Here is a 26,545-nt window from a genome sequence, read left to right as displayed (position 1 = left end):
GATCGAGGGTCGGCCAGGGTCAGAGCTGGTTCCGGTCCCGAAGCCAGCTGGGGAGGGTCCTGGCCCGGATGCTGGAGACGATGCCCATGGCGGTGTAAAGGGTGATGATGGAGGAGCCGCCATAGCTGAAAAAGGGGAGCGTGAGCCCCATGACAGGCAGGATGTACAGGCACATGCCCACATTGAAGAATACCTGGGCCAGCAGCATCCCGGCGATCCCCATGGATACATAGGCGGAGAAGGGGGAGCTGGCGTTCCGGCCCACCCAGTAACACCGCAGGATGATGAGGGCCAGGACCAGGAGCAGCAGGAGGCAGCCCACCATGCCAAGTTCCTCCCCGCAGACGGAGAAGATGAAGTCGGTCTGTCGGGCAGGGAGAGCGGCACTGTATGATGCCTGAGTCTGGGTGCCGTTGAGGTATCCCTGGCCGGTGAGCTGGCCCGAGCCGATGGCCAGCAGGGAACGGCTCTGCTGGAAGCCAGCCCCCAGCGGATCCAGGCTGTGGTCCAATACGACCATAAACCGATTGCGGATATAGGCGAAGCGGTCACTCTGGAGGATGGTGAACCAGGCCCCAAGAATGGCACCCACGAAGCACGTCCCGCCCAGAGCGAACCATCGAGCCTTCACCCCCGCCATCCAGGAGATGGTGACGAAGAGGAACAGATAGATGACGCACATACCGATGTCACCGCAGACCACGGCGATCAGCCCCACCATCAGCAGGGTATGACCGGTGAGCTGGGCCACGGAGAAGGGGGAGCTGATGTCCCGCTCCTGCTGGTGGATGCGGGCGGCCTGCCAGGCCAGAAGCAGGATAAAGGGGATCTTGACGATCTCGTTGGGCTGGAGATCCAAGGGGAAGTGGGGGATGATCCGGTCCAGAGCGAGCCAGTTCCGGTTGCCCCCCGATTCCTTTCCCAGGGGGGTCAGGAGCAGGAGAATGAAGCCCACATCAAAGGCCACCAGCCACTTCCAGCACTTCTCCACGAACAGCTGGAAGTCCACAAAGGTGAGGACGATATAGATGACCACGCCGATGCAGATGGCGACGGCCTGGACGATCACGTTCCGATTATTATTATCGAGATAGCGGGTGGCGCTGTAGATCAGGGCCAGGCCGTAGCCGCTGGCCGTGAGACATAGGAACAGAAGGAGCACATCGCCCTTCTTGAAAAACTCCCGGATGGGGGAAAACAGGGTGGTCACGTTGTCACCTCTTCAGTAGGGGGAAATATTTTCTTTCAAATTGTTATTTTACCGCCTTTGTGTGAAAAAGTAAACTGACAGTTCTGAAAAAAGGGCGGTTGGGACCGCGTTTCCTCCCGGCATGTGGAGCTGCGGGCGGGAAAAGCATGAGGACGGCGGAAACATCACTGGAAAAGCGTGGGGGACCTGTGTTATAATCGGAGGCGAGAACGTGGAGCCGCGATGTCCGCGGGGAGAGGAGCGAGCATGGAATTTGTGACCAACAGCCCCGAGGAGACGGAGGAGCTGGGAGAACGGCTGGGGCGGGCCCTGTCCCCGGGGGATGTAGTGGCCTTTACCGGGGACCTGGGGGCGGGCAAGACCGCATTCACCCGGGGCATCGCCCGGGGGCTGGGGATCGGGGATCGGGTGACCAGTCCCACCTTTGCCATTGTCAACGAGTATGAAGGGGGGCGGCTGCCGTTGTTCCACTTCGACATGTACCGCCTGACCTCCTCCGACGAGCTGTTCGACATCGGCTGGGAGGACTACCTGGCCCGGGGCGGCGTGTGCGCCGTGGAGTGGAGCGAGAATGTGGCGGACGCGCTGGAGCGGGACACTGTCCGGGTGGACATCCGCCGGGGCGGGGAGGAGAGCAGGCGGGTGATCTCGGTGGAGCCTGTCCCCGCCGGATTTTGAGCAGAGAGGGGAGATCGACGATGAAAATACTGGCCCTTGAGACCTCAGCGGCGGCCTGTTCCGCCGCCCTGTGCCAGGACGGGACCCTGCTGGCCCAGAGCTGGCAGAACAGCGGGCTGACCCACAGCCGGACCCTGCTGCCCCTGGTGGACAGCATGCTGAAGAACTGCGGCGCGTCCCTGAAGGAGGTGGAGGTAATCGCCGTGGCGGCCGGCCCCGGCTCCTTCACCGGGCTGCGCATCGGCGTGGCTACCGCGAAGGGGCTGGCCTGGCCGGAGGACAAGCCCTGCGCCCCCTGCTCCACCCTGGAGTCCATGGCCTGGCCTTTGGCCCACCTGGAGGGGCGGGTCATCGTGTGCGCCATGGATGCCCGGCGCAGCCAGGTGTACAACGCCCTCTTCCTGGCCGCAGGGGAGGGCCTCCAGCGGCTGACGCCCGACCGGGCCATCGGCCTGGACCAGCTGGGGGAAGAGCTGAAAAAGGTGGAAAAAGAGAAAATTGTAGTTGGAGACGGGGCCAGGCTGTGCTATAATACTTTAACAGAGCAGGGTATCACCCTGAAAATGGCCCCGGAGCATCTGCGGATGCAGAGCGCCTGGGGTGTGGCCCGCGCGGCGCTGGAGCTGGTCCGTTCAGGCGGACTGGTCTCCGGAGAGGAGCTGGCCCCCGTGTACTGCCGCCTGTCTCAGGCGGAGCGGGAGCGGCTGGAGCGGGAAGCTAAATCAAAATAAAAAGGGGAGCGTTTCAGATGTTTGACAGCAAAGTCCATGTTTTGGATCACCCGCTGCTCCAGCACAAGCTGAGTATCCTGCGGGACGAGCGCACCGGTGTGAAGGAGTTCCGGGAGATCGTGTCCGAGATCGCTACACTGGAGTGTTATGAGGCTACCCGTGATCTGCCTCTGGAGGATGTGGAGATCAAGACTCCCGTGGCCACCGGCACCTTCAAGTGCCTGACGGGGAAGAAGCTGGCCATTGTTCCCATCCTGCGGGCCGGGCTGGGCATGGTGGACGGCATCCTGACGCTGATCCCCTCCGCCAAAGTGGGGCACATCGGCCTGTACCGGGACCCGGAGACCCTGGCACCGGTGGAGTATTACTGCAAGATGCCTCACGACATCGCCGAGCGGGACGTCATCGTCCTGGATCCCATGCTGGCTACCGGCGGCTCCGCCGTGGCGGCCATCCAGTTCCTGAAAAACTATGAGTGCAGGAGCATCAAGCTGATGAACATCCTGGCCGCCCCTGAGGGCATCCAGGCAGTGCGTACCGCCCATCCCGATGTGGACATCTATGTGGCCGCGGTGGACGAGAAGCTCAATGACCACGGCTATATCGTCCCCGGCCTGGGCGACGCGGGCGACCGAATTTTCGGCACTAAATAAGTATCGGATACAGGCAAGGCGGCGGGCCCCTCTGGCAGGAAGGGTCCGCCGCCTCTGCACTGTTGTCATTTTCTGGGGTGCTGGGGATGAAAGGGAGACGGCGAGGGAGGATTTGACAGGGGCGCGGAATTCCTCTATAATAGTAAAAAACTGCAAAAGGAAGCGGCCCGAGCCAGAGAGAGGCCGGAATGGAGGAGCATGTGATGGACATCCATGTGGGAGATGTGCTGAAAATGAAGAAGGCTCACCCCTGTGGAAGCCAGGAGTGGCTGGTCCTCCGGGTGGGCATGGATTTTCGGATGCGCTGTCTGGGCTGCGGACACGAGGTGATGCTTCCCCGGAACAAGGCGGAGAAAAGTGTCCGAAAGGTGTATCGGGACGGCACGGAGGTCAAACTGGAGGCGCGCCTGGCAAAGGGCGGCCAAGGAGGAGGGGAAGAGGCATGAATCAACGATACTGGAGCAGCCGGATCCAGGGACTGGTGCCCTACACCCCCGGGGAGCAGCCCAAGGACCGGACGTTCATCAAGCTGAACACCAACGAGAACCCCTACCCCCCTTCTCCCCGGGTGCTGGAGGCCATCCGGCGGGAGGCGGATCAGCGCCTGCGGCTCTATCCGGATCCGGAGTCTGCCGCGCTGCGGGGGGCGCTGGCGGAGCACTATGGCGTGGAGCCGGAGCAGGTGTTCTGCGGCAACGGCTCAGACGAGGTGCTGGGGCTGTGCTTTTACGCCCTGTTCAGCCCCGGGCGGAAGGTGGTGTTCCCAGACATCACATACAGCTTCTATCCGGTCTATACCGAGCTGTTCGGGCTGGACTATGAGGAGATCCCCCTCAACGAGGACTTCACCCTGCCGGTGGAGCGCTTTCTGGGGGGGGACGGCGGCGCGGTGATCTGCAACCCCAACGCACCCACGGGCCGGGCCCTGCCTTTGTCTGACATCCGGCGGATCGTGGAGGCCAACCCGGCAGCGGCGGTGCTGGTAGACGAGGCCTACGCCGACTTCGGGGCCCAGTCCGCTGTGGAGCTCATCGACCAGTATCCCAACCTGCTGGTGGTCCGCACCATGTCCAAGTCCCGGTCCCTGGCGGGGATGCGGATCGGCTACGCCCTGGGCAGCCAGGACCTGATCGCTGGGGTGAACTGCGTGAAGAACTCCTTCAACTCCTACCCCCTGGACCGGCTGGCCCAGGCGGCAGGGGAGGCGGCCGTGCGGGACACGGCATATTTTGAGGAGACCCGGGGCAAGATCATGGCGACCCGGACGTGGGTCACCCACAGGCTGCGGGAGATGGGCTTCCAGGTCCATGACTCCAGCTCCAATTTCCTGTTCATCGCCCACCCGGACCACTCCGGGCGGGTGCTCCAGCAGGGGCTGCGGGACCGGGGCGTGCTGGTGCGCCGGTTTGAACGCCCCAGGATACAGGACCATCTGCGGGTGTCCATCGGGACAGACGAGGAGATGGAGGCCATGTGCCGGGCTATGGAAGAGATTTTGAAAGGACAGTGACCCATGCGATACGACAGTGACCTGCTGTACCGTCCCCCAGGGGAGTGGCGCAGCTATCTGCTCCAGTGCACCATCGGGTGTTCCCACAACAAATGCACCTTCTGTGCCATGTACAAGGAGAAGAAGTTTCGGGTCCGCCCGGTGGAGGAGATCCTGGAGGACATCGACATGGCCCGCAGCTACTACGGGCCCAATGTGGAGCGGGTCTTCCTCATGGACGGGGATGCCATTGTGATGAGGACGGAGCAGCTGCTCCAGATCCTGGAGAAGCTGTATGCTGCCTTCCCTAAGCTCCAGAAGGTGACCACCTACGCCGGCCCCAGGAGCACCCTGAGCAAGACGCCGGAGGAACTGCGCGCCCTGCGGGAGGCCGGACTGACCCGGGCCTATCTGGGGGTGGAGAGCGGCAGCGACGCAGTGCTCCAGGCCATCCAAAAGGGCTGCACCGCCGCGGAGATGCTCCAGGCGGGCCAGAACCTGGTGGCGGCGGGCATCGACCTGTGGGCCATCGTCATCCTGGGCCTCACCGGCCAGGGGGGCGACTGGGAGGAGCACGTCCTGTCCACCGCCGGCATCATCAACAAAATGAAGCCCCGCCACCTCTCAGCCATGACTTTTGCCCCTGCGGCGGGCACCCCGCTGGGGGAGGACGTGCTGGCCGGGCGCTTTCAGGTGTGTACCCCGGACCAGATCCTGGAGGAGTGCCACCTTCTGCTGGAGCACCTGGATGTGGACCCCCTCCACTTCACCAGCAACCACGCCTCCAACTACCTGCCCCTGAAGGGGGGGCTGCCGGAGGACCGGGAGAAGTTCCTCTCCCTGATCGACCAGGCGCTGGAAGGCAAGATCCGCCTGCGCAAGACCCTGAATCGGGGGATCTGAGATGTCCCGAAAGTGAAGACCGCCCCGCCGGAGCCTTTGGTTCCGGCGGGGCGGTCTTTATCGGTTCAGCGGCGGCGGCGTCCCAGCCACAGGTCCGTCCCGATAAGGATGGCGCACCAGAGCAGGATCAGCCCCCCGATGAGCAGAGCGCAGTTGCGGAAAAAGACCTCCGGCAGAATCAGGATGATCTGGTCCACCGCCGGGTCGAGGAGCCAGTTGTCCTTCCCCGGGAAGAACAGGGCGTGGAATACCACAAAAGCCCGCTCAAAGTCCAGGGAGGCCAGCAGGCCCACCACGGCGAAGACGATGCCCAGCCCCGCGGCAGCCCAGAAGCCGGGGCCCCGGCCCAGAAGGGGGCGGGGCCCCAGGCCCATCCGCCGGCCCAGCAGGAACCAGAGGAGCAGGAGGGCGGCAGACAAGGCCAGCACGGCCAGATCCAGCAGGAAGAGGACCCGCACATCGGCAAAATGGTCCCGGCCGGACTGTGACCAGGACAGCGCGCCGGTGGAGAACTCCGGGGCGCCCAGGCAGAAGTCCAGCATCTCGTCATAGGCCTGGCGGATCGCCTCCTCTGTCAGGCCGGTAGCCTGGACCAGCCCCAGAGGGCCGATATGGGCGTAATAGAAAGGGCGGCAGAGGATGGGGACCGCCACAGAGGAGGAGAGCACGAGGCAGGCCGTAAGGACGGCCAGCAGGACGGACAGGCTCTTACTCTGTTTCATCAGGGACACCTCCCGAAGGGATGACCAGACCGGACAGGACGATGAGCACCTGCCCGGGGAGGTAGAAGAGCCACATCCCTACCTGGGCCACGGAAGAGAGGGGGGGAGGGAAGAGGCTGGGGAACTGAGAGACTGCGACCAGCATGTCGCACATGAGGTAGAGGAGCAGTCCCAGGGAGAAGAGGCGGCCCCCGGCGTCCCGCAGGGACAGGCTCAGCAGGGCGTTGAAGAGGAAGTGGGAGAAATAGAGGGCCGCGGCTGCGGTCTCCGGTGTGAAGAGCTCCAGTTGGTACAGGGCCACCAGAAGCAGGGAGAACAGAAGGAACCTGGGAATGAGCAGGGCATGGCCTCCGTTGGCCTTACAGATGCGGACCATATACGCAACCTGGACCCCGTAAAAGAGGAGGATGCCCAGGAGGTACCAGCGGTCCAGCACCAGCAGGAAGAGGTCGGCCGCTGCGGTCATGGCCAGCGCGGCGGCCACCAGGCGGTCTCCGCCCCGGGAAGCCCCCGCCAGGGCCATGAGCAGGCACAGCAGCAGGGCGGCATACTTCAGGGCGGTGCTCAGAGGACCAGGAGAGAGCAGGTCCAGGGCCAGGAAGGAGAGGTAGAGCGCCCCCTCCAGCAGCAAAAAAGCCGGCACGCTCCACCGGCAGAGCCGCTCGATCAGAATGTTCTCCTCCCTTCCGCAAAGGCTGTCCCGTTCAGTGTAGCACGAATGAGAAAAAAATACAATCCTTGTCAACAGAAGAGGACCGCAGCGCCCGGAAAAAGGCACTGCGGTCCTTGCTGATGTCGTGAAGCAGGATGGAAGGTTACTTCGCGGCGGTGTTTTTCTTCTTGCCGAAGATGGTCATGCAGCCCTCAACAGCCAGCACGATAGCCAGGATGAACAGCAGCACGCCCAGGATGGCCTGCGCATAGGGGGCCCAGTCGGTGGCAGCGCCGGCGGTGATCTTGCCCACCTGAGTGCTGATGGTCTGAGCCAGGGAAGTCAGGGTGACGATCAGCATGAAGATCATGGGGATGTAGAACATCTTGTTGTTCTTGCCGATGTTGCCCAGCCAGGCACAGACGGCCAGCAGGGCCAGAGCGGCCAGCAGCTGGTTGGCGGCGCCGAACAGGGGCCAGATCTTGGAGTAGCCGGTCATGCCCAGACCCACGCCCAGCACCACGGTGATGGCGGTGGCGACCACGGGGTTGGTGAGGATGGCCTTGAAGCCGGTGGCCTCCTTATAGGTCTGGCCGGGCTTCAGCCAGAACTCCTGGAACATGTAGCGGGCCAGACGGGTGGCAGTATCCAGGGAGGTCAGGCAGAAGACAGATACGGTCAGCACCAACAGGGAGCTGACGGTGGCCTGTGTGCCCGCCAGACCGGGGATGGAGGCGATCATGCGGGAAATGCCGGTGGCAAACACCTGGGTGGGGGTGACGATCTCGCCGGAGGCGTACTCGGTCCAGATGAAGGACACAGCACACAGGGAGACCAGGGCCAGCGCACACTCGATGAGCATGCCGCCGTAGGCGATGGGCTTGGCGTCCCGCTCGTGGTCCAGCTGCTTGGCGGTGGTGCCGGAGCCCACCAGGGAGTGGAAGCCGGAGATGGCGCCGCAGGCGATGGTGACGAACAGAGCGGGGAAGACATAGCCCAGGGAGGTGCCGGTGGGCGCCAGGCTGTCATAGAAGCCGGTGAAGGCGGGCATATCCATGTGGGCAGCGTCCGCACCAGTGAGACCGGCCCCGATGACGCCCACAGCGGCGATGGCCATCATGGCGTACAGCAGGAAGGAGGACAGATAATCACGGGGCTGGAGCAGGATCCACACGGGAGCCACAGAGGCCACCAGAATGTAGGCGCCGATGATCCACATCCACACGGAGTTGGACAGATAGATGGGGTGCCAGTTCAGGCCGATGAGCAGGCAGATCACGATGCCCACGCAGCCGGCAATGGTGGCCACTGCCAGGGAGGCCCCGCGGCGGTAGACAAAGAAGCCGAACAGGACGGCCATGACAATGAACAGCAGGGAGATCATGGCCACGGACGCGTTGGTGGCAGAGGCGGCGGTGTCCAGCACGCCGTCCACATAGGTGGCCTGGAAGGTGCTGGCCACGATGGAGGCGAAAGCGGCCACCACCAGCACCAGGGTCAGGTAGGAAAAGATCAGGAACAGCTTCTTGGCCCGGTCGCCGATGTTCAGGGCGACCACCTCGCCGATGGACTGGCCCTTGTGGCGGATGGAAGCGAACAGGGCACCGTAGTCATGGACGGCGCCGAAAAAGATGCCGCCGATCAGCACCCACAGCACCACAGGCATCCAGCCGAATACGGCGGCCTGGATGGGGCCGTTGATGGGGCCGGCGCCGGCGATAGACGAAAAGTGGTGGCCCATCAGCACCGGAGCCTTGGCGGGGACATAGTCCATGCCGTCCTCCAGCTCATGGGCAGGGGTGGGCCGGGAGTCATCCACGCCCCACTGCTTGGCAAGCCATCCGCCGTAGAAGATGTAACCTACGATCAGAATGACAATGCCAATGGAAAGAACTAACACTGCATTCATTTAAGTTTCTCCTCTCCTTAACTTAAATTTCTGGATCTCGCGGGCCACAAGACCACTCAGGCTCTTCCCCAGATCTTTGCCGCTGCGGTTCGTGGCGATGTCGCCGGTGGACAGGTCCACCGCTGCTATACGAAACTCCATCCATCCATGGAGCGATAGCTTAAAGTCCCGGTGCTTCTTCAGCTTTTGAAGCTGGGCCAGAGCGTCCGGGTCGGCCTGATCACACAGGACCACGGCCGACAGATAGGTGCACATATGCTGGGAATGGGGGCGGATGCGTGGCATCCCGTCCTCCAGCGTGCGGGCCTGAAGCTCCACCAGGCTGGTGAAGTCCAGCCGGGGGAGGGAGTATAGGTAGAGGTATTCGTGGGTCTCCGCCGCCCACAGCTCCGCCTTTTTGATCAGTACGTACTGAGAGCCGCGGGAGTGATAGGCGCACAGTGCTTTCAGGGGGGAGCCGTCTTGGACGGGCTCTACGTCAAAATAGGCTGTGTATGCCTCCGAGAGGCGGGCGAGGAGGGTATCGCGCAGTTCAGACACAGGGGACCTCATTTCCATGGGGAGCCATAGGCAGAACAGAAGCGGAAACCGATTCCCGCTCCCGCCCAAATAAACCCCAAAATTATGAATAAAATGTTAAAATCATGATAGCAGATTTCCACATATTTTGCAAGGAAATTCTTCAAAAAGGGAGGAAAGAAATGAAGATCCTCCATCAAATTCTTTTGATTAAGATAGAATAAACAAAAAAATAAAGAAGAAGGAGAAGAAATTGTGCAGAAAACCGCGGGATGGGAGAAAAAAGAAAAAAAGGGACAGCGCTGTGCAGGATTACCGCCGTTTTTTATAGGGGAAATATGGAGGGCGTGGGGAGAGGGGAGACGTTCCGGGGATTTGACAGCGGGTGCGGGATTGAGTACAATGGGAAATCATGCGCCAGGCCGCGCCGGCCCCCGGAGAGAGGGGGAGGCGCGGAGACGGACAGGGCGCTCTTCCCAAAAGTGAGTCCCGCGAGCGGAGGTTGTCTACATGAGTTGGGAAAGAATGACTGCTATGGGCCCGGCGGGGGAGAACAGATGGAGCCGTTGGCGGCGGCTGCTGGTCCCGTCCCTGTTTTTTGCTGGGGTCATCTACTATGAAGAACTGTTTTTGAAGCTGTTTTGTTTCCACGCCGTCACGCCGGTGGGGGCGCTGTTCACCCTGTTGTTCACCCTGCCCATCGCGATCCTGCTGGGACTGCTGTGCGGCGGGGTCGCCCCACGAAAGGGGCGGGTGCTGCTGCCGGCAATGACCCTGCTGCTCTCCGTGTGGATGGGAGCCCAGAGCATCTATTATCACCTGTTCAAGACCTTCCTCACAGCTTTCTCCCTGACTAAGATGGGGATGGTGGCCGGTGCTTTCGGAGACATGGCGGTTGGGGAGATCCTGCTCAACTGGTTCCCCATCGCCATGATGGCGGTCCCCTTCGGACTGGCGGTGGTCTTCCGCCGGCGTCTGATCCCGGAGGAGGGCCCCATGTCCAGAAGGATGGGGGCACGGTGGGCCCTCCTGGCGGCGGTGGTCCAGCTGGCTGCCATGGGCATCGTGATGTGCTGCGGCGGGGGCTCCATGTCCCTGCGCTTCATCTATCTCCAGGCGGCGGTGCCGGAACTGGAGGTGCAGAACTTTGGGATGCTGACCCAGAACCAGCTGGAGCTGCGCAGAGTGCTCTTCGGGATCACCCCGGAGGACCAGAGCCTCCGGAAGGGGCAGGCGCTCCACCTCTACCGGCCGGCCAGTGAGCCGGTAGAGGTGGAGTCCGCGGAGTATTCCTCCGCGGACTATCACATCTTGGACATCGATTTCGACCGGCTGATAGCGGAGGAGACAGACGAGGACCTGCTCCAGATGCACACCTATTTTTCCCAGCAGGTGCCCACAGCAAAAAATGAGTGGACGGGCTATTTTCAGGGAAAGAATTTGATCTGGATCGTGGCAGAGGGGTTCTGTACCCTGGCTATGGACCCGGAGCGCACTCCTGTGCTCTATGAGATGGCCCACTCTGGCTTTGTGTTTGACCACTTCTACACCCCTCTGTGGGGGGTGTCCACCTCGGATGGGGAGTACACCACCACCACGGGGCTCATCCCAAAGTCCGGGGTGTGGAGCTACTCCCAGTCCGCAGGAAATTACATGCCCTTCGGTTTTGGAAACCAGTTCAGCCAGCTGGGCTACCGGACGATGGCCTTCCACGACTACCTCTATACCTACTATGACCGGGATAAGTCCTTCCCCAACATGGGCTATGAGTACTATGCCCTGGGGCACGGGTTAGAACTGGAAGAGATCTGGCCTCCCTCTGACCTGGAGATGATGGAAGAGATCGTTCCCATGTTCGTGGACGAGGAGCAGTTTATGGTCTACTGCCTGACGGTGAGCGGCCATCTGAACTACACCTATGAGGAGAACGCCATGTCCCGCAGGCACTGGGACGAGGTGGCTGGCCTGCCGTACAGCGAGGGGCCCAAGGCATATCTGGCCTGTCAGATGGAGCTGGAACTGGCCATGGAGAGCCTGCTCACCCAGCTGGAGGAGGCGGGCAGGCTGGATGACACCGTCATCGTCCTTTCAGGCGACCACTACCCCTACGGACTGACCGACGAGGAGTACAGTGAGCTGCTGGGCCGTCAAGTGGACCCCAACTTTGAGATATTCCAGAACACCCTGATTCTGTGGAACGCCCAGATGGAGGAACCGGTGCGGGTGGAGAAGCTTTGCTCCAGCCTGGATGTAATGCCCACCCTGGCTAACCTGTTCGGCCTGGAGTATGACTCGCGGCTGATGGCGGGGCGGGATATCCTGTCTGACGAACCCGGGTTGGTGATCTTCTCGAATTACAGCTTCCTGACAGAGGAGGGGGCATACAACTCAGTGCTGGATGAGTTCCGGTCCTGGGACGGCTCCCCGCCGGACGAGGCGTATGTGCAGAGCCAGATCGCCGAAGTGCAGAACCGGGTGGCCTATTCGGCCATGATCCTGGACCACGACTACTACCGGGTGGCCCTGAACGGGCCGCCCAGGGAGGAAGGCTCCCTGTTCAGTGCCCATCGGGAGCCCCAGCCGGACTCCGGCTGGCTGGACTGAATCCAAAAATGCCCGGCCCACTCAATGCGTTGAGCGGGCCGGGCATTTTGTATGATGGGAACCGGACCATAGATGGGGGCCGGAGAGTCTTTGGTCTGTCTCCCGGGCAGGCTGTTGTCCGTGCGGGAGACAGTGGGCGCACCGCCGTGCGCCGGAGGTGAGACGCAGCCCGGGGAGAACGGGCCGCATACTCGGGGTTGGGAGGGGATGGAGCCCTCCGTGGATTCTGGAAGGGGAAAGCCGGATCGCTCCGACCACCCATAGAATACCATACCAGGAGGGAAAAACATCAAGAAATTTGAGACAAAGCGTGAACGAATTGTAAATTGCTATGGAAGAAAAAGGACCCAGCCTTCCGGCTGGGTCCAATGGTTTTTTTGAAGGGAGCTGAGCTCAGGAGAGAATGCCCAAATCGGTCCACAGGTCGTTGTAGAGGGTGCGGGTGTCTACCGGGCGCACCAGATAGGCCTCGCAGCGGTCCAGAACCTCCTGGGGGGCAGCCATGATCTCATAGCGCTCCATGTCCAGGGGTTCGCCATAGGTCTCCTCGTAGTAGTCGGGATAGGAATCCAGGGCCTCCTGATTGGGGGAGGCGTACCAGATATAGTCCATATTTTTCAGGCTGGCATCGGTGGAAGCCATGAAGTTGATCCACTCATGAGCCTCATCCACATTCTCTGCGTTCTTAAGGATACACATGGCATCCACGAACCAGTTGGAGCCCTCCTCGGGGACCACGTAGACCAGGTCCTCATTGTTCTCCAGCATGCTCAGGTAGTCGCCGGCATAGTAGGTGGCCACGGCGGCCTCGCCGGCCTCCATCTTGTCGAAGACCTCGTCCATGACCCATGCCTGATACACACCGGCCTTCTTGGCCTCAGCAAGCAGATCGTAGGCGGCCCGCAGCTCCTCCTCGCTGTCGGTGTTGACGGAGTAGCCCAGATCCATCAGTGCGATGCCCAGGGCATCCCGGGAGTTGTTGATCATCAGGACCTGGTCGGCATACTGGGGGTCAAACATGGCGTCCCAGCTGGTGATGGGCTGGTCCACCATGGTGCTGTTGTAGATGATGCCCAGGGTGCCCCAGGTGTAGGGGACCGTATAGAGATTCTCCGGGTCATAGGACAGGTTCTTGAACCGGTCGGCGATTTTGGAAAAGTTGGGGATCTTGTCGTAGTCCAGAGGCTGGAGCATGTCCTCCTCGATGAGCTGGGAGATCATATAGTCCGAGGGGACGATCACATCGTAGCTGGTGCCGCCCAGAGTGAGAGAGGAGTAGAGCTCCTCGTTGCTGGGAGAGGTCTGGTAGTTGACTTCGATCCCGGTCGCCTCCTCAAACTGCTGGATGAGGCTCTCATCAATATATTCACCCCAGCTGCACACGTTGACCACCCGCTTTTCGGTACCGGAGCCGGAGCAGCCAGCCAGCAGGCCGGCGGACAGGGACAGGGTAAGAATGAGGGAAAATGCTTTTTTCAATGGATCATTCCTCCAATATTCTATGGTTTTCTATTTTCACGGCTGAAGGCCGCAAAAATCAGCGGCGGAGCTTCCTGGCCGCCTTCTCCTGACTGGCCTCCCGCAGGTTGATGACGATCAGCAGGATGAGCACGGTGGCGAACAGCAGGGTGGAGATGGCGTTGACCTCCGGACTGATGCGTTTTTTGGTCATGGCGTAGATGCGCATGGCCAGGTTGGCGGTGGTGGAGCCGGCGGTGAAGTAGCTGATGACAAAGTCGTCCACCGACATGGTGAAGGCGATGAGCAGGCCGTTGACGATGCCCGGCTTGATCTCAGGCACCACCACCTTCCAGAAAGCCTGCATCCAGGTGCAGCCCAGGTCCTGGGCCGCGTCCACCAGGTTCTTGTCCATCTGCCGCAGCTTGGGCATGATGGACAGGATCACATAGGGGATGTTGAAGGTGATGTGGGCGATGAGCATGGTGCCGAAGCCCAGATAGAGCTTGGTGGGCAGATCGGTGCCCAGACTGGCGTTGATCCACTCCGCAGCCTGTCCCCACAGGGAGAAGGCTGCCACAAAGAACAGACACATGCTCACACCGGTGACAATATCGGCGTTGACCATGGGTATATTGTTGATGGTCATCAGGGGACCGCGCCAGCGCCGCTTCATGTTGTAGAAGCCGATGGCGGCGAAGGTGCCCGCCACGGTAGCGATGACCGCCGCCAGGACGGAGACTGCCAAGGTGGTGTAGAAGGCGTCCAGGATCAGGTCATCCCGAAGCAGCTCCCGATACCAGTCCAGGGTAAAGCCGGCCCATACCGAGCGGCTGCTGGAGTCGTTGAAGGAAAAGACGATGAGTACCAGAATGGGGGCGTAAAGGAACACAAAGACCAGCGCCATGGAGAGGCGGCGGAAGAGAGAGGCGGAACGGCTCATAGCATCACCGCCTGTTCCTCGCCCTCACCGAAGCGATTCATTACCGACATACAGATGACCACGATCACCATCATCACCAGCGCCACGGCGGAGCCCAGATAGGGGTTATAGGCCGAGCCCTTGAACTGCATCTCAATCAGGTTGCCCAGCAGAAGATGCTTGCCGCCCCCCAGCAGATGGGAGATGGCGAAGGTGGACACCGCAGGGACGAACACCATGGTGATGCCCGAGAGGACCCCAGGCAGGGACAGGGGCAGGGTCACACGGCGGAACACCGTGACCGAATCGGCCCCCAGGTCCCGGGCGGCCTCGATCAGCCGGTGGTCCAGCTTGACGATGACCGAGTAGATGGGCAGGATCATGAAGGGCAGGAAGTTGTACACCATGCCCAGCACCACCGCGCCCTGGGTGTTGATCATTTTGAAATACTCGATCTCCGTGCCAAAGAGGCCGTTGATGAGGTCGAACAGGCCGATAGCGTCAAAAAAACGGTTGAGCAGGCCGGTGTTCTCCAGGATGGACATCCAAGCGTAGGTGCGCAGCAGGAAATTCATCCACATGGGCAGCATGATGAGCATCATGGCCACCCTCTGGAAGCCGGCTCCCTCCCGGGCCAGGAAACAGGAAATGGGGTAGCCCACCAACAGGCAGATCACGGTGGCGATGAGGGCCAGCTTGAAGGACCGGGTGAAGACCACCGCGTAGTCCCAGATGCGGGCGAAGTTGTCCAGGGTGAAGCCGCCTCCGGCGGAAGAAAAGGCATAGACCACCACCATCAGAATGGGGATGACCACAAAGATGGCCATCCAGACCACATAGGGGATGGAAAACAGGGAGAGCTTATTCCGCTTCATCTCCGGCCTCCTCCCCCTCTGCCTCCTCGGGGTCATAGGCGGCGTCGCTGATCTCGTCATACTCCTCGCTGTAAGAGGAGTAGTCTCCAAACATGCCGGAGTAATGGCTCTTCTTCATCACGTGGAAGCCGTCGGGATCGATCTTGATGCCGATACGGCTGCCCACCGGGGACAGGTCCGTGGTCTGGATCAGCCATTTGAAGCCATAGAAGTCCACGATGATGTCATACTGCATCCCCTTGAAGGTGACGGAGGTGACGGTCCCCTTCAGCTGGCCCTGCTCCTCTGGCACGATGTCCACATCCTCGGGGCGGATGACCACGTCCACCGGCTCGTTGGGGGCAAAGCCCTTGTCCAGGCACTGGAAACGGCGGTTGAAGATCTCCACCACGCCATCGGTGCGCATAATGCCGTCGATGATGTTGGACTCGCCGATGAAGTCGGCCACAAAGGCATTCTGAGGCTCGTTGTAGATGTCCTCCGGGGTGCCGATCTGCTGGATCTGCCCCTTGTCCATCACTACCACCGTGTCCGACATGGACAGGGCCTCCTCCTGGTCGTGGGTGACATAGATGAAGGTGATGCCCATGGCTTGCTGGATGCGCTTAAGTTCGTTCTGCATGTCTTTGCGCAGCCGCATATCCAGCGCCCCCAGAGGCTCATCCAGCAGCAGCACCTTGGGACGGTTCACCAGGGCGCGGGCAATGGCCACCCGCTGCTGCTGTCCACCGGACAGGGAAGACACAGAGCGCTTCTCAAACCCCTTCAGGTTGACGACATCCAGCATCTCCATGACCCGCTCCTGGATCTCCTTCTCAGTGAGCTTGACTTTTTGACGACGGATGACCTTTCCCTTCTCGTCCCGCTCCTCCTTCGCCTTGGGGATGCGCAGGCCGAAGGCGATGTTTTCAAAGACATTCAGGTGGGGAAACAGAGCGTATCTCTGAAATACTGTATTGATGGCCCGTTTGTGCGCCGGGACAGCATTGATCCTCACACCGTCAAAAAATACGTCGCCAGCGGTGGGCGTCTGGAAACCACCGATAATGCGCAGAGTGGTGGTCTTGCCGCATCCACTGGGACCGAGCAGTGTGAGGAACTCCTTGTCATGGATATTCAGCGTAATGTTATCGAGCACGACCTCGTCGTCAAACGCCATGGTGCAGTCCACCAGGCGGATCAACTCCTTGGACATGTATCCTCCCCCATTTCCTTTCAAGTTACAGCTTGTCAGCTCCCTCGGTCTCATTCCCGCCGCTGTCCGCAGCAGAGGGACAGCTGGAGGTCCCGGCGGGGATTCACAGATAGCGAGATACACTATATCCGCTTACCGATAAAATGTCAATGGATTTTGTCGAAAATCTCGGTGAAATCCCCCCGCCGGAAAACCGGGAAAGCCCGGCCGGAGCAAGGAAAACTGGGGGTGCGCCGGAGTGAGGGGAGATCCCGGCGGACCGGCGGGGATCACAGGGAAAAGCCGGGAAAATATTCCGTCACGAAGTCCACCTGCTCCACCTGGAACTGCTGTCCGTCCAGAGGAGCCAGCGCCCCGGCGTCGGTAGTGAAGCAGAACTCCAGCCGGTAGGAGTACAGGGCCTGATAGCTGCGGCCGTAGCGCTTGTTCTGCCGCTCGCTGCCATATTTGCCGTCTCCCAGCAGGGGGTGCCCGGCGGCGGCGAACTGGGCCCGGATCTGGTGGGTGCGCCCGGTGATGAGCTGGCAGCGCACCAGGGAGAGCCCGTTCCGGACGGCCAGGGTCTCGTACAGTGTGACGGCCGTCTTGGCCCCCGGCCTGGGACGGCTGCTCACGGTGACCTGTTTTTTTGCCTCATCTTTCAGAATGTAGCCCTCCAGCCGGCCGGCGGGGCGCGGGAGAGTTCCGTGGACTATGCAGAGGTAGTATTTTTTCAGCTCACGGTCCCGGATCTTCTGGTTCATCACCCGAAGTCCCTCCGCCGTTTTGGCGGCGATGACGATGCCCCCGGTGTTCCGGTCGATGCGGTTGCACAGGGCGGGGGCAAAGGCCCCCTCCTGGTAGGGGGACCACTCCTTTTTCTGATAGAGGTAGGCCTGGATGTGGGTGATGAGCGTGTTGACCCGCTCCGTCTCGTCGGGGTGGACCACCAGGCCGGGGCGCTTGTCCACTAGAAGGATGTGCTCATCCTCATAAAGGATCGTGAGTTTGGGCTGGTAGAGGGAGAGAAAGGCGTTTTCCGGTGTGGGGGTCTGGAAAAACTCGTCGTTGATATAAAGCTGGAGCAAGTCCCCCTGGACCAGACGCACGTCCCGCTTTGCCCCCCTGCCGTTGAGCTTGACCCGCTTGAGACGGATGTACTTCTGGGCCAGCGGGGCGGGGAGGAGGGGGAGGGTCTTGGCCAGCCAGCGGTCCAGGCGCTGTCCAGCGTCGTTCGTTCCAACGATAAATTCCTTCATGGGGCAAGTCGGTCCCTTCCACAGTATTGAGCGTGTGATATCCTGCCACCATTCCACCATATTCTTGTTTTTTTGTCAATCCCGATTTCGCCCGGCGGGCCGGCGGGGCGCCGCAAAAAAATTTTTTCCTCAAATGCAAAAAAGTATTTGACATTATTCCCCGATTTGTTTATAATACTCGCTGTACCATTCTGCGAGTATGGGGTCCATACCCCGGAGGGAGGTTCCATATGCGTCTGGATCTGAAGGACATCATCCACGTTCCGGGCGCGTCCAAGGACTTCCAATTTCAGCTGGACCTGTCCCAGCTGGAGTTTTATGGCTCCCATCCCATCAGCCGGCCGGTAGAGGCCGCGGGCACCGTGACCAACCACGCCGGGGCCTTGGAGCTGACGGGCACGGCCCGCTCCCTTCTGGACCTGGCCTGCGACCGCTGCGGGAAGGAATTTTCCCGGGAAAAGGCGGTGCCTTTGGACTGCCTCCTGGCCGATGAGCTGGAGGACGAGGAGAACGACGAGATCGTGCTCCTGGAGGGCAGCGAGGTGGATCTGGACGAGCTGGTGACCACGGCTTTCGTCCTCGCAATGGATACAAAGAACCTTTGCTCAGAAGACTGCAAAGGGCTGTGCGCCAAGTGCGGAGCAGACCTGAACCTGGGTCCGTGCGGGTGCAGACCTGAAGTGGATCCACGATTGGCGGCGCTTGCGCAGCTGTTGGATGATGAAAACTGAGTAGTCCGAGAAGTGCCTGCGGGAGGAACGCAGGGCACGTAAACCGAAGGAGGTGTCACCAATGGCGGTTCCCAAAGGAAAAGTTTCGAAGGCCAGACGCGATAAGCGGCGCAGCTCCCACTGGAAGCTGGAGACTCCCGGTATCGTGACCTGCCCCAAGTGCGGTGCCTATCGGCTGCCCCACCGGATGTGCAAGTCCTGCCTGACCTATAATGGCCGCGAGTTCGGCCAGGTCGAAGCCCAGTAATAAAAAAAGACGCTGTGTGCAAACACAGCGTCTTTTTTTGTCCTGCTGGCTCCAACAAAATTTCCCCCTGGATTTTGCATCGGGGAGAAGGCAGGAAAGTTTGGAAGGAGTGGTACGCCTGAAAGAGAAGAAACAGATCCCGTGGAGACGCTGGACCGGACAAGCGTCAAAAGAGATGAGATCCTGCTGGGAGGCAGTTTTCTATGGGGAAAACTGGGAGGATACAGACTCTGGGGACAACAAAAGGGTGCTGAGCAATGAAAAATTTCTTGAAATCCCGGGGAAATGCGGTACAATGGTCTTATATGACAAACAAAGGAGGTCCCCCAATGTCCGATTGTCTGTTCTGTAAGATCGTCGCGGGAGAGATCCCGTCCAACAAGGTGTATGAGGACGAGCAGTGCTTCGCCTTCTATGACATCGATCCCCAGGCGCCCACCCACTTCCTGGTCATCCCCAAGGCCCACATCGCCTCCGCTGCCGAGGTGACGGCGGAAAACAGCGGGGCGGTGGCCCACATCTTTGAGGTCATTGCCAAGGTGGCCAGGGAGCTGGGACTGGACAGCTACCGCATCGTCTCCAACATCGGGGAGCAGGCGGGGCAGAGTGTAAAGCATCTGCATTTCCATGTACTGTCCGGCCGGGATATGACCTGGCCTCCGGGCTGAGAGAAGCCCCGAGACGGATCTTTGTAAAAAGGGCCTGGGCGGCTGTGCACAGCCGCCCAGGCCCTTTTTACAATATCCTACAGAGAACAGTTGCAAAAGGGAGCCGTTTCCTTTATGATAGAAGGAAAGAGGCCGCAGGCCGAGATGCGGAGAACGGCTGGGGAGATTTCTCAGACTGGGTATCGATACGAAACTGCAAGGAGACCAATATGAATATCATCAAGATCATGACTCCCAAGGCTCTGACCGTGTTTTTACATACAGGGGACACGGTGCGTCAGGGACTGGAGCTGCTGCGGCAGCATGGATACACCGCCATCCCGGTGCTGAATGACCAGGGAGAATACCTGGGCAGCATCACAGAGGGGGACTTCCTGCGTCATATTTTGGCCGTGGGTACCACCGACAGGAAGGCTCACGAGAAGTACCGCATCGGGGGCCTTCTCCGCCCGGACTTCTGCCCGCCGCTGGGCATCCGGGCCACTCCGGATCAGGTGGCCCAGGCGCTTCTGCGGCAGAACTTCATCCCTATCGTGGACGACCGGAACTGCTTCTGCGGGATCGTCACCCGGCGCTCCTTCATGGCCTTCCTGGTGGAGCGGACAGATCTGGAGGAGCTGGAGGCATCCCCGGTGTAAAGAGAAAACCTCTGTACCATGTGGTACAGAGGTTTTTTGTCAGCCTTATTCCAATCACACAGCGCGGGTGACCTTACCGGAACGGAGGCATCTGGTGCAGACGTACACGTGGGTAGGAGTGCCCTTCACGATCGCCTTCACGCGCTTCACATTGGGCTTCCAGACACGGTTGGAACGGCGGTGGGAGTGGGAGACCTGGATGCCAAAGGTGACGCCCTTGTCGCAGAATTCGCATTTAGCCATGTTGCTTACCTCCTCGCTATGAGAGTACGCTTATAGAAGCATCGACTGATATAATACCAGATGTTGCGTGAAAATGCAAGAGTTTTTTTCAAAAACTCCGCTTATTCTCAGGAGTGGAAGGGCAGGGGCAGCCTGTGGCCGGCCGCTCCTGAAAATTTTACGGGCACGCTCTGGCAGTTTTGACAAAAAAGGAGAGGGCAGCATCTCCTGCCTGTGTAAAATAGGACAAGAAAAAACGGCTGTTCTCTTGCGTGCCGGGTGGAAATGAGCTATACTAATCCAGAACCAGAATATAGGAGAGGGGTGCACCCTGTGACAGAGACCCAAAACAGCGTCCGTCTGGGCGAGATCATCAAGGAATTCCACCTGGAGCTCCTCCACGAGGGAGAGGACTACCAGAATATCCCGCTGCGGACCCTGGACGTAAACCGCCCCGGACTTCCGCTGTCCGGCTTTTTTGAGCATTTTGACACCAAGCGCCTGCTGGTGATGGGACTGACCGAGACTACCTATGTCAGCGGCATGAGTGAAGAGCGGCGCCGGGAGAGCTTTGACCGACTGCTCTCCTACCCGGTGCCTGCCCTGATCTATACCCGGGGCATCGACCCGTTCCCAGAGTGTATGGAGATGGCCCAGAAATACGGGCGCACCGTGCTGCGCACCCAGGAGCAGACCTCGGCTTTTATGAGCTCTCTCATCGGCAGTCTCTACAACCATCTGGCTCCCCGGATCACCCGGTCAGGCGTGATGATGGAGATCTACGGCGAGGGGGTGCTCTTCCAGGGAGAGTCCGGCGTGGGCAAGAGCGAGGTGGCCATCGAGCTGATCAAGCGCGGCCACCGCATCATCGCGGACGACGCGGTGGAGATCAAGGAGACCAACCATGGCACCCTGGTGGCTTCCGCCCCGGAGCTGATCCGCCACTACATGGAGCTGCGGGGCATCGGGGTCATCGATGTACGCCGCCTGTTCGGCATGGGGGCCATCAAGATGAATCAGGAGATCGATATGGTCATCAAGCTGGAGCCCTGGGATGACACCGCAGTCTATGACCGCCTGGGCCTGGAGAACACCTACACCGAGATCCTGGGGGTGCAGCTGCCCGCCCTGACCATCCCGGTGAAGCCGGGCCGGAACCTGGCCAGCATCGTGGAGGTGGCGGCCATGAACAACCGCAACCGCAAGATGGGCCACAACGCGGCGCTGGAGCTGACCAGAAGAATGGATCAACATTTTGCCCGGAAGATGGGTGTGGGAGATGAATGAGATGTATATCGGGCTTGACATCGGCGGCACCAACATGGTGGCCGGACTGACCAATGGAGCGGGAAAGATCATCAACAAGGTGAGCCGTCCGGTGAACAAGGCGTGGGACCCGGCAGAGCTGTGCCGCCAGTCCGCCCAGCTGGCCCAGCAGGCGGCGGAGGTGGGGGGCTTCGCCGCAGATCAGATCAAGGCAGTGGGCCTGGGCCTGCCCGGTCTGGTGGACAACAAGACGGGCTATGTGATCCAGACTCCCAACATGCCCTTTGACAACACTCCCATCCGGGAGATGTTCCAGGCGGAGTGGGACGTGCCCGTCTATCTGGGCAACGACGCCAACTGCGCCGCTATCGGTGAGTACTGGGCCGGCGCGGCCAAGGACTGCGACCCCGCAGTGGTGGTCACCCTGGGCACCGGCATCGGAGGCGGCCTGGTGGTGGGCGGCAAGCTGTACACCGGCTTCGCCCAGTCCGGGCTGGAGGTGGGCCACATGATCATCCGGCCCAACGGCGTGCTGTGCGGCTGCGGGAACCGGGGATGCTGGGAGCAGTACGGCTCCGCTACTGCCCTGATCCGTATTGCCCAGGAGGCCATGGAGCGGGACCCGGGCAGCGTGATGTGGGAGCTGTGCCAGGGGGACCGCTTCCGCGTGGACGGGCGTATCCCCTTCCAGGCTGCCCGGCTGGGGGACCTGTCGGCAAAGAAGGTGCTTCACCGCTATCTCGAGGGGCTGTCCATCGGCCTGATCAACCTGGTGAACATCCTCCAGCCGGAGATCATCTGCCTGGGCGGCGGCATCAGCAACGCAGAGGACGACCTGCTGCTGGACCCCCTGCGGGGGCTGGTGCTGGCGGGCTGCTTCGACAAGTCCAAGCCGCCGCGCCTGGAGAGAGCCTCCCTGGGCAACGACGCCGGAGTGGTAGGGGCTGCCATGCTGTACAAGATGCTGTAAGGGCCCGGCTCCCGGCCGGGAGAGCAGCGGTGGAACAAGAACAGGGCGGCCTCCGCAGATGCGGAGGCCGCCTCGGCTTGTGGAAAAAGCTCTCCTGTGAGGAATTCCGCCACCCGCAGGCGACGGAATAAAAGTTTGATTTCGTCATTTCCAAGGGCGTGTACCTCGGGAATGACAGTCTCTCCGCCCATTGCCTGGCTGGCTCCTGAGAACGTCCGGGTTCAGAGGACAAAATCCTCGTCCTTCAGCCTGGAGAAATCCGCCTTAGCCGGGCGGGGAGGGACCCGTTTCAATGGGTCGTACTTGAAGGATCGGCAGCTGGAACCGGCAGACATGACCCCCTTCCGGTCGCAAATCACCTGATCCTCGCTCAGGGCGCGCCCACGGGCGCAGTAGGTGCAGCGGGGTTCGATCTTTTTTTGAAACAGGCCCATGAAGGTCCCTCCCAATGCGTTGTTGGGACCATTATACTCTCTTTGGCCTGGGTTTTCCACTGCTTTTTTTCACCATATAGACGGCCAGTGCCACAAAGAGCAGCCAGACGCCCCAGGCGGCCGCGGTGGAGATGGTTAGGGCACGCTGAAAGTCCAGGCTGGCGATGCCCTCCACCTGTTCCGCCAGGTAGGAGGAGACCGGCGCCTCCAGGGGGAAGCGGCGGACCAGCAGGGCAGTGAAAAGGGCGGAGAGGCCGCCATGGAGCAGCTTGCCGGTGAGATAGGTCCGCAGGGACAGGCCGCTGTCTCCCAGAAAGGCCAGCACCTGGCAGTGGACAGAGAGGCCGGCCCACCCCAGCATGAAGGCGGCCATGGACAGCCGGCCGGTCACTGTGCCCGCTCCGGTGAGGGAGGAGACCCCGGAGGAGAGCTCCAACAGGCCGGTGATGAGCCGCTGGGCCCATGCCTGATCCAGCCCCAGGGGGGAGAGCAGAGCGGCCGCCCCGCCGGCCAGAGCGCCCATGACGCCGGAGAGAAAGAGCATCCGGATGACCACCGTGAAAAACAGCACGAAGGCACAGATGTTCAGGGTGGAGGACAGGGCCCCGGTGATGGAATGGGTGAAGGCCACGGGGAAGCTGGCTGCCTGGAACTGGGGGGCCGCATGTCGTCCCGGCCGGGGTCCCTCGCCGGGCCGGTAGAAGCGGAAGAGCAGGCCTACGCACAGGGAAGCGGCGATATGTGCCAGATAGAGGAGCAGCCCCGCACGGCTGCTGGCGAAGATCCCGGTGCCCACCACCCCCAGGATAAAGGCGGGACCTGAATTGTTGCAGAAGGCCAGCAGCCGTTCTGCCTCTGTTTTGGAGCACTGGCCGTTCTCGTATAGGGCGATGGCAGTGCGGGCCCCCACCGGGTAGCCCCCCACAAAGCCCAGGGCGAGGGCGGAGGAGCAGGCGCCCCCCACCCGGAACAGGGGGGCCATGACCCCCTCCAGCAGACGGCCCAGGTAGCGGCTCATCCCCAGCTCTACCACCAGGGAGGAGAGGACAAAGAAGGGAAAAAGGGAGGGGATGATCACATTGCCGCACAGGGCCAGCCCGTCCCGGGCGGCGGCCATGCTCTCCTGGGGCCAGCGCATCAGGGCCAGAACAGCGCACAGCAGAGCCAGACCCAGCATCAGGTCCCGGTATTTTCTTCTGGAGAACAGACGGCCCATGGGGCTCACCTCCCGGCGCAGAGCGGGCCGCACGGAACGTGCGCGGTCCCTTATGGATCTATATGCGCGGGCAGAAAAAAGATGCCCTTTTTCTGAAACAGGAGAGAAAACTGCCCCGGCGCGGTCTCAGGACCGCGCCGGGGCAGTTCAGTTGGAAGAAGGGGCTTCAGCCCTTAGTGATGGTCACAGCGTCGTTGTTGGCAAAGGCGGAGGGGCTGTAATAGCGGGTGCCGTCATCGGCCAGGCGGTAGTGCTCCAGGAAGTCCCAGGCCAGCCGGAACTCCTCGGGGTAGCAGTTGTGCTCCCGGGCCAGGGTGCGGGTGAACTGGACCAGGGGGATGCTGTTGCTGTCCGCCCAGGTGTAGGTGTAGTAGCGGCCGCTCTCGTCATAGCTGGAGCAGGCGGCCAGGAAGCTGGCGTGGTCGTTGGGGGTGAAGGTCACATCCAGGCCGTTCATCTTCTGCGCGCCAGTGACCCAGTTGTAGATGGCGCTGTCAGCGGCGGTATTCCAGGGATCCTTTACCAGGTCGCGGCCCCTGTCAGGCTCGCTGATGTCGGCCTGACCGGCCAGCAGATAGCTGGGCATCATGCTGTCGGCAGTGAACTCCGTGTTAGGGAAGGAGGTGGAGGACACGGCGGCGAAGTAGTAGGCCTCGCTGTTGTGGGTCAGGGTCTGCACAGTCCGGCTGCCAGCGGAGTGGCCGGTGCCGTACACCCGGGTGAGGTCCAGCTGGACCCCGGCCTGCTTGCTGACCACCTGGTCCAGCAGCAGCAGGGCGGAGCGGGTCATGTTGGCGTTGTCCTCGTCATCGCCATAGGTAAGGGAGGCGGCACTGGACTTGCAGTACTCGCCCATGATGAGCAGGACACAGCCCTCGTCGTTGGCCACGGCCCAGTAGCCAGAGCAGTCCATAAAGGTGGCAGCGGCCTGAGTGTTACCGGGATAGACCACCAGAACAGGGGTCCCAGAGGCACCGTTGTTTTTCACGGAGTCGGGGATGTACACCAGGGACTCACGGGGGTCCAGGACGCCGTTGCCGTCGTAGTCATTGAAAGCATACATGCAGGAGTAGACGGTGCCCTCCACCGGGCATCCGGGGACGGAGACCCGGGTGGACTCCAGGGACCGCAGCTCCACAGTGGCATCGCTGCCGTCATAGCCATCGAAGGTATAGGTGGCGATGGCCTTGCCGCTCTCCGCGGCAGTCCGGGCAGCCTTGGTGGCCTGATAGTAGTCCAGACGGTAGGCCAGGTTGTTGCTGTAAGCAAATTGATAGGTGTAGCGGGTGTAGGCGGCCAGGAAGTCCCGGATCTGGGCGGCGTTCAGGTCAGCGCCGTCCTCTACCCGGACCTGGGAGATGCCATACCGGGCGTTAGAATCCCAGGCCTTGGCGTTCTGGTTGGCGTAGCGGGTGCTCCAGGAGCTGGAGGAGATGCTTTGACGATACAGCCCATCCACTGTGGGGACAGCATAGGCGTCATTGACGTTCTTCCAGTAGCTGACGCTGGCATCCCCCTGGGGATAGCCGGCGAAGAGGGTGGGCACAGGGACATCCGCATTGGTCATGAACTTCGCGGAGGCAATGGCACCGTCGTTCTTCATATCAGTCAGGGTGGCAGTGAACTCCTCATCGTTGCAACCGGGGTGATAGGTGCTCACATTATAGCCGTTATAGGTGCGGGCAGCGGCCTGGTCCAGATAGCCGGAGCCCACGCTCTTGCCGCCGATGAAGGCCTGGCTGATGACGTACAGGGGGTTCTCGGCGGTCCAGGACTCCAGCACCGCGCAGCCCTCGCCGTAGCCTACATAGTAGTTGCAGGAGTGGCCGGTGAAGAAGGAACAGGTGGTGCCGTCGCTGAGGGTCACCTTGCCGGTCTGGACCACGCCGCCGGGGGCGGTCTCACGGGTGCCGCCGGCGTCGTTGCCGATCACCTCGCCCAGGCAGGCCTCCAGATAGGCGGCCTCGCTGTCAGGGGTGCCCCAGCCGCCCTGGCCGGGCTCCAGGACAAAGAGGAGCTCGCCATAGGTGTCGGCCTGCTCCAGCCAGCCCTGCTCCTGAAGGAAGGCGTAGGGGTCCGCAATGCCGTCGGGCAGGGCTATGACGGTGATGTAGGCGCGGAGGGCGGCGTGCTGGCCCACATAGAGCTTGAAGGAGCGGCCGGCGGCCTCGCCGTCCTGGAAGGTGTAGGTGTAATAGCCGATGACGGGGTGCTCATTGACTTCAGTGCGGTCGATGGGCAGGGAGCGGGTCTCGCCGCTCCTGCTGGTGTGGGAGAGCAGATACCGGTTGAGATCGGTGGGCGCGGCGGAGGCCGCGGAGGCGCCCACAGACAGGCCCAGGACCAGGGCCATTGCCAGAAGCAGGGACAAAGCTCGTTTGCGCATGATGATTTC

27 protein-coding genes are annotated in these 26,545 nt (G+C 61.3%); 13 read left to right on the top strand and 14 right to left on the bottom strand.

The annotated features are described in order from the left end of the window. Nucleotides 1-19: 19 nt before the first annotated feature. Complete coding sequence (locus L9O85_RS10270) at nucleotides 20-1,210, bottom strand: FtsW/RodA/SpoVE family cell cycle protein (RefSeq protein WP_050623863.1); 1,191 nt, start codon at nucleotides 1,208-1,210, stop codon at nucleotides 20-22. Between the two features lie 246 nt (nucleotides 1,211-1,456). Here L9O85_RS10270 and tsaE point away from each other — a divergent pair, with 246 nt between their 5' ends. The 6 genes from tsaE to L9O85_RS10240 all read left to right on the top strand — a co-directional run bounded on the left by tsaE (nucleotide 1,457) and on the right by L9O85_RS10240 (nucleotide 5,664). Continuing rightward, entirely contained in the window at nucleotides 1,457-1,888 is a 432-nt protein-coding gene (gene tsaE / locus L9O85_RS10265; protein ID WP_108980863.1) for a tRNA (adenosine(37)-N6)-threonylcarbamoyltransferase complex ATPase subunit type 1 TsaE, read from the top strand. 20 nt (nucleotides 1,889-1,908) lie between these two features. Next, the gene (gene tsaB / locus L9O85_RS10260; protein ID WP_050623865.1) at nucleotides 1,909-2,619 is read left to right on the top strand and encodes a tRNA (adenosine(37)-N6)-threonylcarbamoyltransferase complex dimerization subunit type 1 TsaB; all 711 of its coding nucleotides are present in this window, start codon (nucleotides 1,909-1,911) and stop codon (nucleotides 2,617-2,619) included. A 17-nt stretch (nucleotides 2,620-2,636) separates the two neighbouring features. Further along, complete coding sequence (upp, locus tag L9O85_RS10255) at nucleotides 2,637-3,272, top strand: uracil phosphoribosyltransferase (protein ID WP_050623866.1); 636 nt, start codon at nucleotides 2,637-2,639, stop codon at nucleotides 3,270-3,272. A 203-nt stretch (nucleotides 3,273-3,475) separates the two neighbouring features. Then, complete coding sequence (locus L9O85_RS10250) at nucleotides 3,476-3,718, top strand: DUF951 domain-containing protein (protein WP_277102538.1); 243 nt, start codon at nucleotides 3,476-3,478, stop codon at nucleotides 3,716-3,718. Next, nucleotides 3,715-4,782, top strand: a complete 1,068-nt coding sequence (gene hisC, locus L9O85_RS10245) for a histidinol-phosphate transaminase (RefSeq protein WP_301578560.1) — start codon at nucleotides 3,715-3,717, stop codon at nucleotides 4,780-4,782. Before L9O85_RS10250 ends, hisC begins: the two co-directional genes overlap by 4 nt. Nucleotides 4,783-4,785: 3 nt before the next feature. Continuing rightward, complete coding sequence (locus L9O85_RS10240; protein WP_050623868.1) at nucleotides 4,786-5,664, top strand: B12-binding domain-containing radical SAM protein; 879 nt, start codon at nucleotides 4,786-4,788, stop codon at nucleotides 5,662-5,664. A 65-nt stretch (nucleotides 5,665-5,729) separates the two neighbouring features. Here the strand turns inward: L9O85_RS10240 and L9O85_RS10235 are convergent, their stop codons facing one another. The 4 genes from L9O85_RS10235 to L9O85_RS10220 form a co-directional block, all read right to left on the bottom strand. Continuing rightward, on the bottom strand, nucleotides 5,730-6,386 hold the full coding sequence (locus L9O85_RS10235) for a TIGR01906 family membrane protein (protein ID WP_301578559.1): 657 nt from the start codon (nucleotides 6,384-6,386) through the stop codon (nucleotides 5,730-5,732). Further along, complete coding sequence (locus tag L9O85_RS10230) at nucleotides 6,373-7,029, bottom strand: lysoplasmalogenase family protein (protein WP_301578558.1); 657 nt, start codon at nucleotides 7,027-7,029, stop codon at nucleotides 6,373-6,375. The genes L9O85_RS10235 and L9O85_RS10230 overlap by 14 nt, the downstream gene beginning before the upstream one ends. Before the next feature lie 172 nt (nucleotides 7,030-7,201). After that, the gene (locus L9O85_RS10225; protein ID WP_301578557.1) at nucleotides 7,202-8,947 is read right to left on the bottom strand and encodes a carbon starvation CstA family protein; all 1,746 of its coding nucleotides are present in this window, start codon (nucleotides 8,945-8,947) and stop codon (nucleotides 7,202-7,204) included. Beyond that, nucleotides 8,948-9,487 carry a hypothetical protein gene (locus L9O85_RS10220; protein WP_050623872.1) on the bottom strand — a complete coding sequence of 180 codons (540 nt, stop codon included), beginning with the start codon at nucleotides 9,485-9,487 and terminating at the stop codon, nucleotides 8,948-8,950. It abuts the gene before it with no gap. Between the two features lie 489 nt (nucleotides 9,488-9,976). Here L9O85_RS10220 and L9O85_RS10215 point away from each other — a divergent pair, with 489 nt between their 5' ends. After that, nucleotides 9,977-12,070 carry an LTA synthase family protein gene (locus L9O85_RS10215; RefSeq protein WP_301578556.1) on the top strand — a complete coding sequence of 698 codons (2,094 nt, stop codon included), beginning with the start codon at nucleotides 9,977-9,979 and terminating at the stop codon, nucleotides 12,068-12,070. Nucleotides 12,071-12,463: 393 nt separating this feature from the next. Here L9O85_RS10215 and L9O85_RS10210 read toward each other — a convergent pair whose 3' ends face one another. The 5 genes from L9O85_RS10210 to L9O85_RS10190 form a co-directional block, all read right to left on the bottom strand. Next, complete coding sequence (locus L9O85_RS10210; protein WP_050623874.1) at nucleotides 12,464-13,549, bottom strand: ABC transporter substrate-binding protein; 1,086 nt, start codon at nucleotides 13,547-13,549, stop codon at nucleotides 12,464-12,466. Nucleotides 13,550-13,607: 58 nt separating this feature from the next. Beyond that, on the bottom strand, nucleotides 13,608-14,471 hold the full coding sequence (locus L9O85_RS10205) for an ABC transporter permease (protein WP_050623875.1): 864 nt from the start codon (nucleotides 14,469-14,471) through the stop codon (nucleotides 13,608-13,610). After that, nucleotides 14,468-15,325 (bottom strand): ABC transporter permease, encoded by an 858-nt coding sequence (locus L9O85_RS10200; RefSeq protein ID WP_050623876.1) that lies wholly within the window; start codon nucleotides 15,323-15,325, stop codon nucleotides 14,468-14,470. The genes L9O85_RS10205 and L9O85_RS10200 overlap by 4 nt, the downstream gene beginning before the upstream one ends. Next, nucleotides 15,312-16,520 (bottom strand): ABC transporter ATP-binding protein, encoded by a 1,209-nt coding sequence (locus L9O85_RS10195; RefSeq protein WP_050623877.1) that lies wholly within the window; start codon nucleotides 16,518-16,520, stop codon nucleotides 15,312-15,314. Before L9O85_RS10195 ends, L9O85_RS10200 begins: the two co-directional genes overlap by 14 nt. Nucleotides 16,521-16,789: 269 nt before the next feature. Then, nucleotides 16,790-17,758, bottom strand: coding sequence for an RluA family pseudouridine synthase (locus tag L9O85_RS10190; protein ID WP_050623878.1), 969 nt, complete (start codon nucleotides 17,756-17,758; stop codon nucleotides 16,790-16,792). Nucleotides 17,759-17,988: 230 nt separating this feature from the next. Here L9O85_RS10190 and L9O85_RS10185 point away from each other — a divergent pair, with 230 nt between their 5' ends. From L9O85_RS10185 to L9O85_RS10170, 4 genes are all read left to right on the top strand, one after another. Further along, entirely contained in the window at nucleotides 17,989-18,489 is a 501-nt protein-coding gene (locus L9O85_RS10185; RefSeq protein ID WP_050623879.1) for a YceD family protein, read from the top strand. A 61-nt stretch (nucleotides 18,490-18,550) separates the two neighbouring features. Next, nucleotides 18,551-18,736 carry a 50S ribosomal protein L32 gene (rpmF, locus tag L9O85_RS10180; protein ID WP_050623880.1) on the top strand — a complete coding sequence of 62 codons (186 nt, stop codon included), beginning with the start codon at nucleotides 18,551-18,553 and terminating at the stop codon, nucleotides 18,734-18,736. 329 nt (nucleotides 18,737-19,065) lie between these two features. Further along, entirely contained in the window at nucleotides 19,066-19,404 is a 339-nt protein-coding gene (locus L9O85_RS10175) for a histidine triad nucleotide-binding protein (RefSeq protein ID WP_050623881.1), read from the top strand. 209 nt (nucleotides 19,405-19,613) lie between these two features. Then, nucleotides 19,614-20,042 (top strand): CBS domain-containing protein, encoded by a 429-nt coding sequence (locus tag L9O85_RS10170; RefSeq protein ID WP_050623882.1) that lies wholly within the window; start codon nucleotides 19,614-19,616, stop codon nucleotides 20,040-20,042. A 54-nt stretch (nucleotides 20,043-20,096) separates the two neighbouring features. Here L9O85_RS10170 and rpmB read toward each other — a convergent pair whose 3' ends face one another. Next, on the bottom strand, nucleotides 20,097-20,285 hold the full coding sequence (rpmB, locus tag L9O85_RS10165; RefSeq protein WP_050623883.1) for a 50S ribosomal protein L28: 189 nt from the start codon (nucleotides 20,283-20,285) through the stop codon (nucleotides 20,097-20,099). 312 nt (nucleotides 20,286-20,597) lie between these two features. Here rpmB and hprK point away from each other — a divergent pair, with 312 nt between their 5' ends. Both hprK and L9O85_RS10155 read left to right on the top strand, forming a co-directional pair. Next, nucleotides 20,598-21,551 (top strand): HPr(Ser) kinase/phosphatase, encoded by a 954-nt coding sequence (hprK, locus tag L9O85_RS10160; protein ID WP_242850303.1) that lies wholly within the window; start codon nucleotides 20,598-20,600, stop codon nucleotides 21,549-21,551. A 1-nt stretch (nucleotide 21,552) separates the two neighbouring features. Further along, the gene (locus L9O85_RS10155; protein WP_050623885.1) at nucleotides 21,553-22,500 is read left to right on the top strand and encodes an ROK family protein; all 948 of its coding nucleotides are present in this window, start codon (nucleotides 21,553-21,555) and stop codon (nucleotides 22,498-22,500) included. A 221-nt stretch (nucleotides 22,501-22,721) separates the two neighbouring features. Here L9O85_RS10155 and L9O85_RS10150 read toward each other — a convergent pair whose 3' ends face one another. From L9O85_RS10150 to L9O85_RS10140, 3 genes are all read right to left on the bottom strand, one after another. Then, the gene (locus L9O85_RS10150) at nucleotides 22,722-22,934 is read right to left on the bottom strand and encodes a hypothetical protein (RefSeq protein ID WP_050623886.1); all 213 of its coding nucleotides are present in this window, start codon (nucleotides 22,932-22,934) and stop codon (nucleotides 22,722-22,724) included. A gap of 31 nt (nucleotides 22,935-22,965) precedes the next feature. After that, nucleotides 22,966-24,150, bottom strand: coding sequence for a nucleoside recognition domain-containing protein (locus L9O85_RS10145; RefSeq protein ID WP_108980872.1), 1,185 nt, complete (start codon nucleotides 24,148-24,150; stop codon nucleotides 22,966-22,968). Between the two features lie 166 nt (nucleotides 24,151-24,316). Then, complete coding sequence (locus L9O85_RS10140) at nucleotides 24,317-26,536, bottom strand: hypothetical protein (RefSeq protein WP_277117681.1); 2,220 nt, start codon at nucleotides 26,534-26,536, stop codon at nucleotides 24,317-24,319. Between the last annotated feature and the right edge of the window lie 9 nt (nucleotides 26,537-26,545).

Source organism: Lawsonibacter asaccharolyticus (assembly GCF_022453915.1).
In the GTDB taxonomy this organism is placed as follows: domain Bacteria; phylum Bacillota; class Clostridia; order Oscillospirales; family Oscillospiraceae; genus Lawsonibacter; species Lawsonibacter asaccharolyticus.
This window is presented reverse-complemented; position numbering and strand designations above follow the sequence as displayed.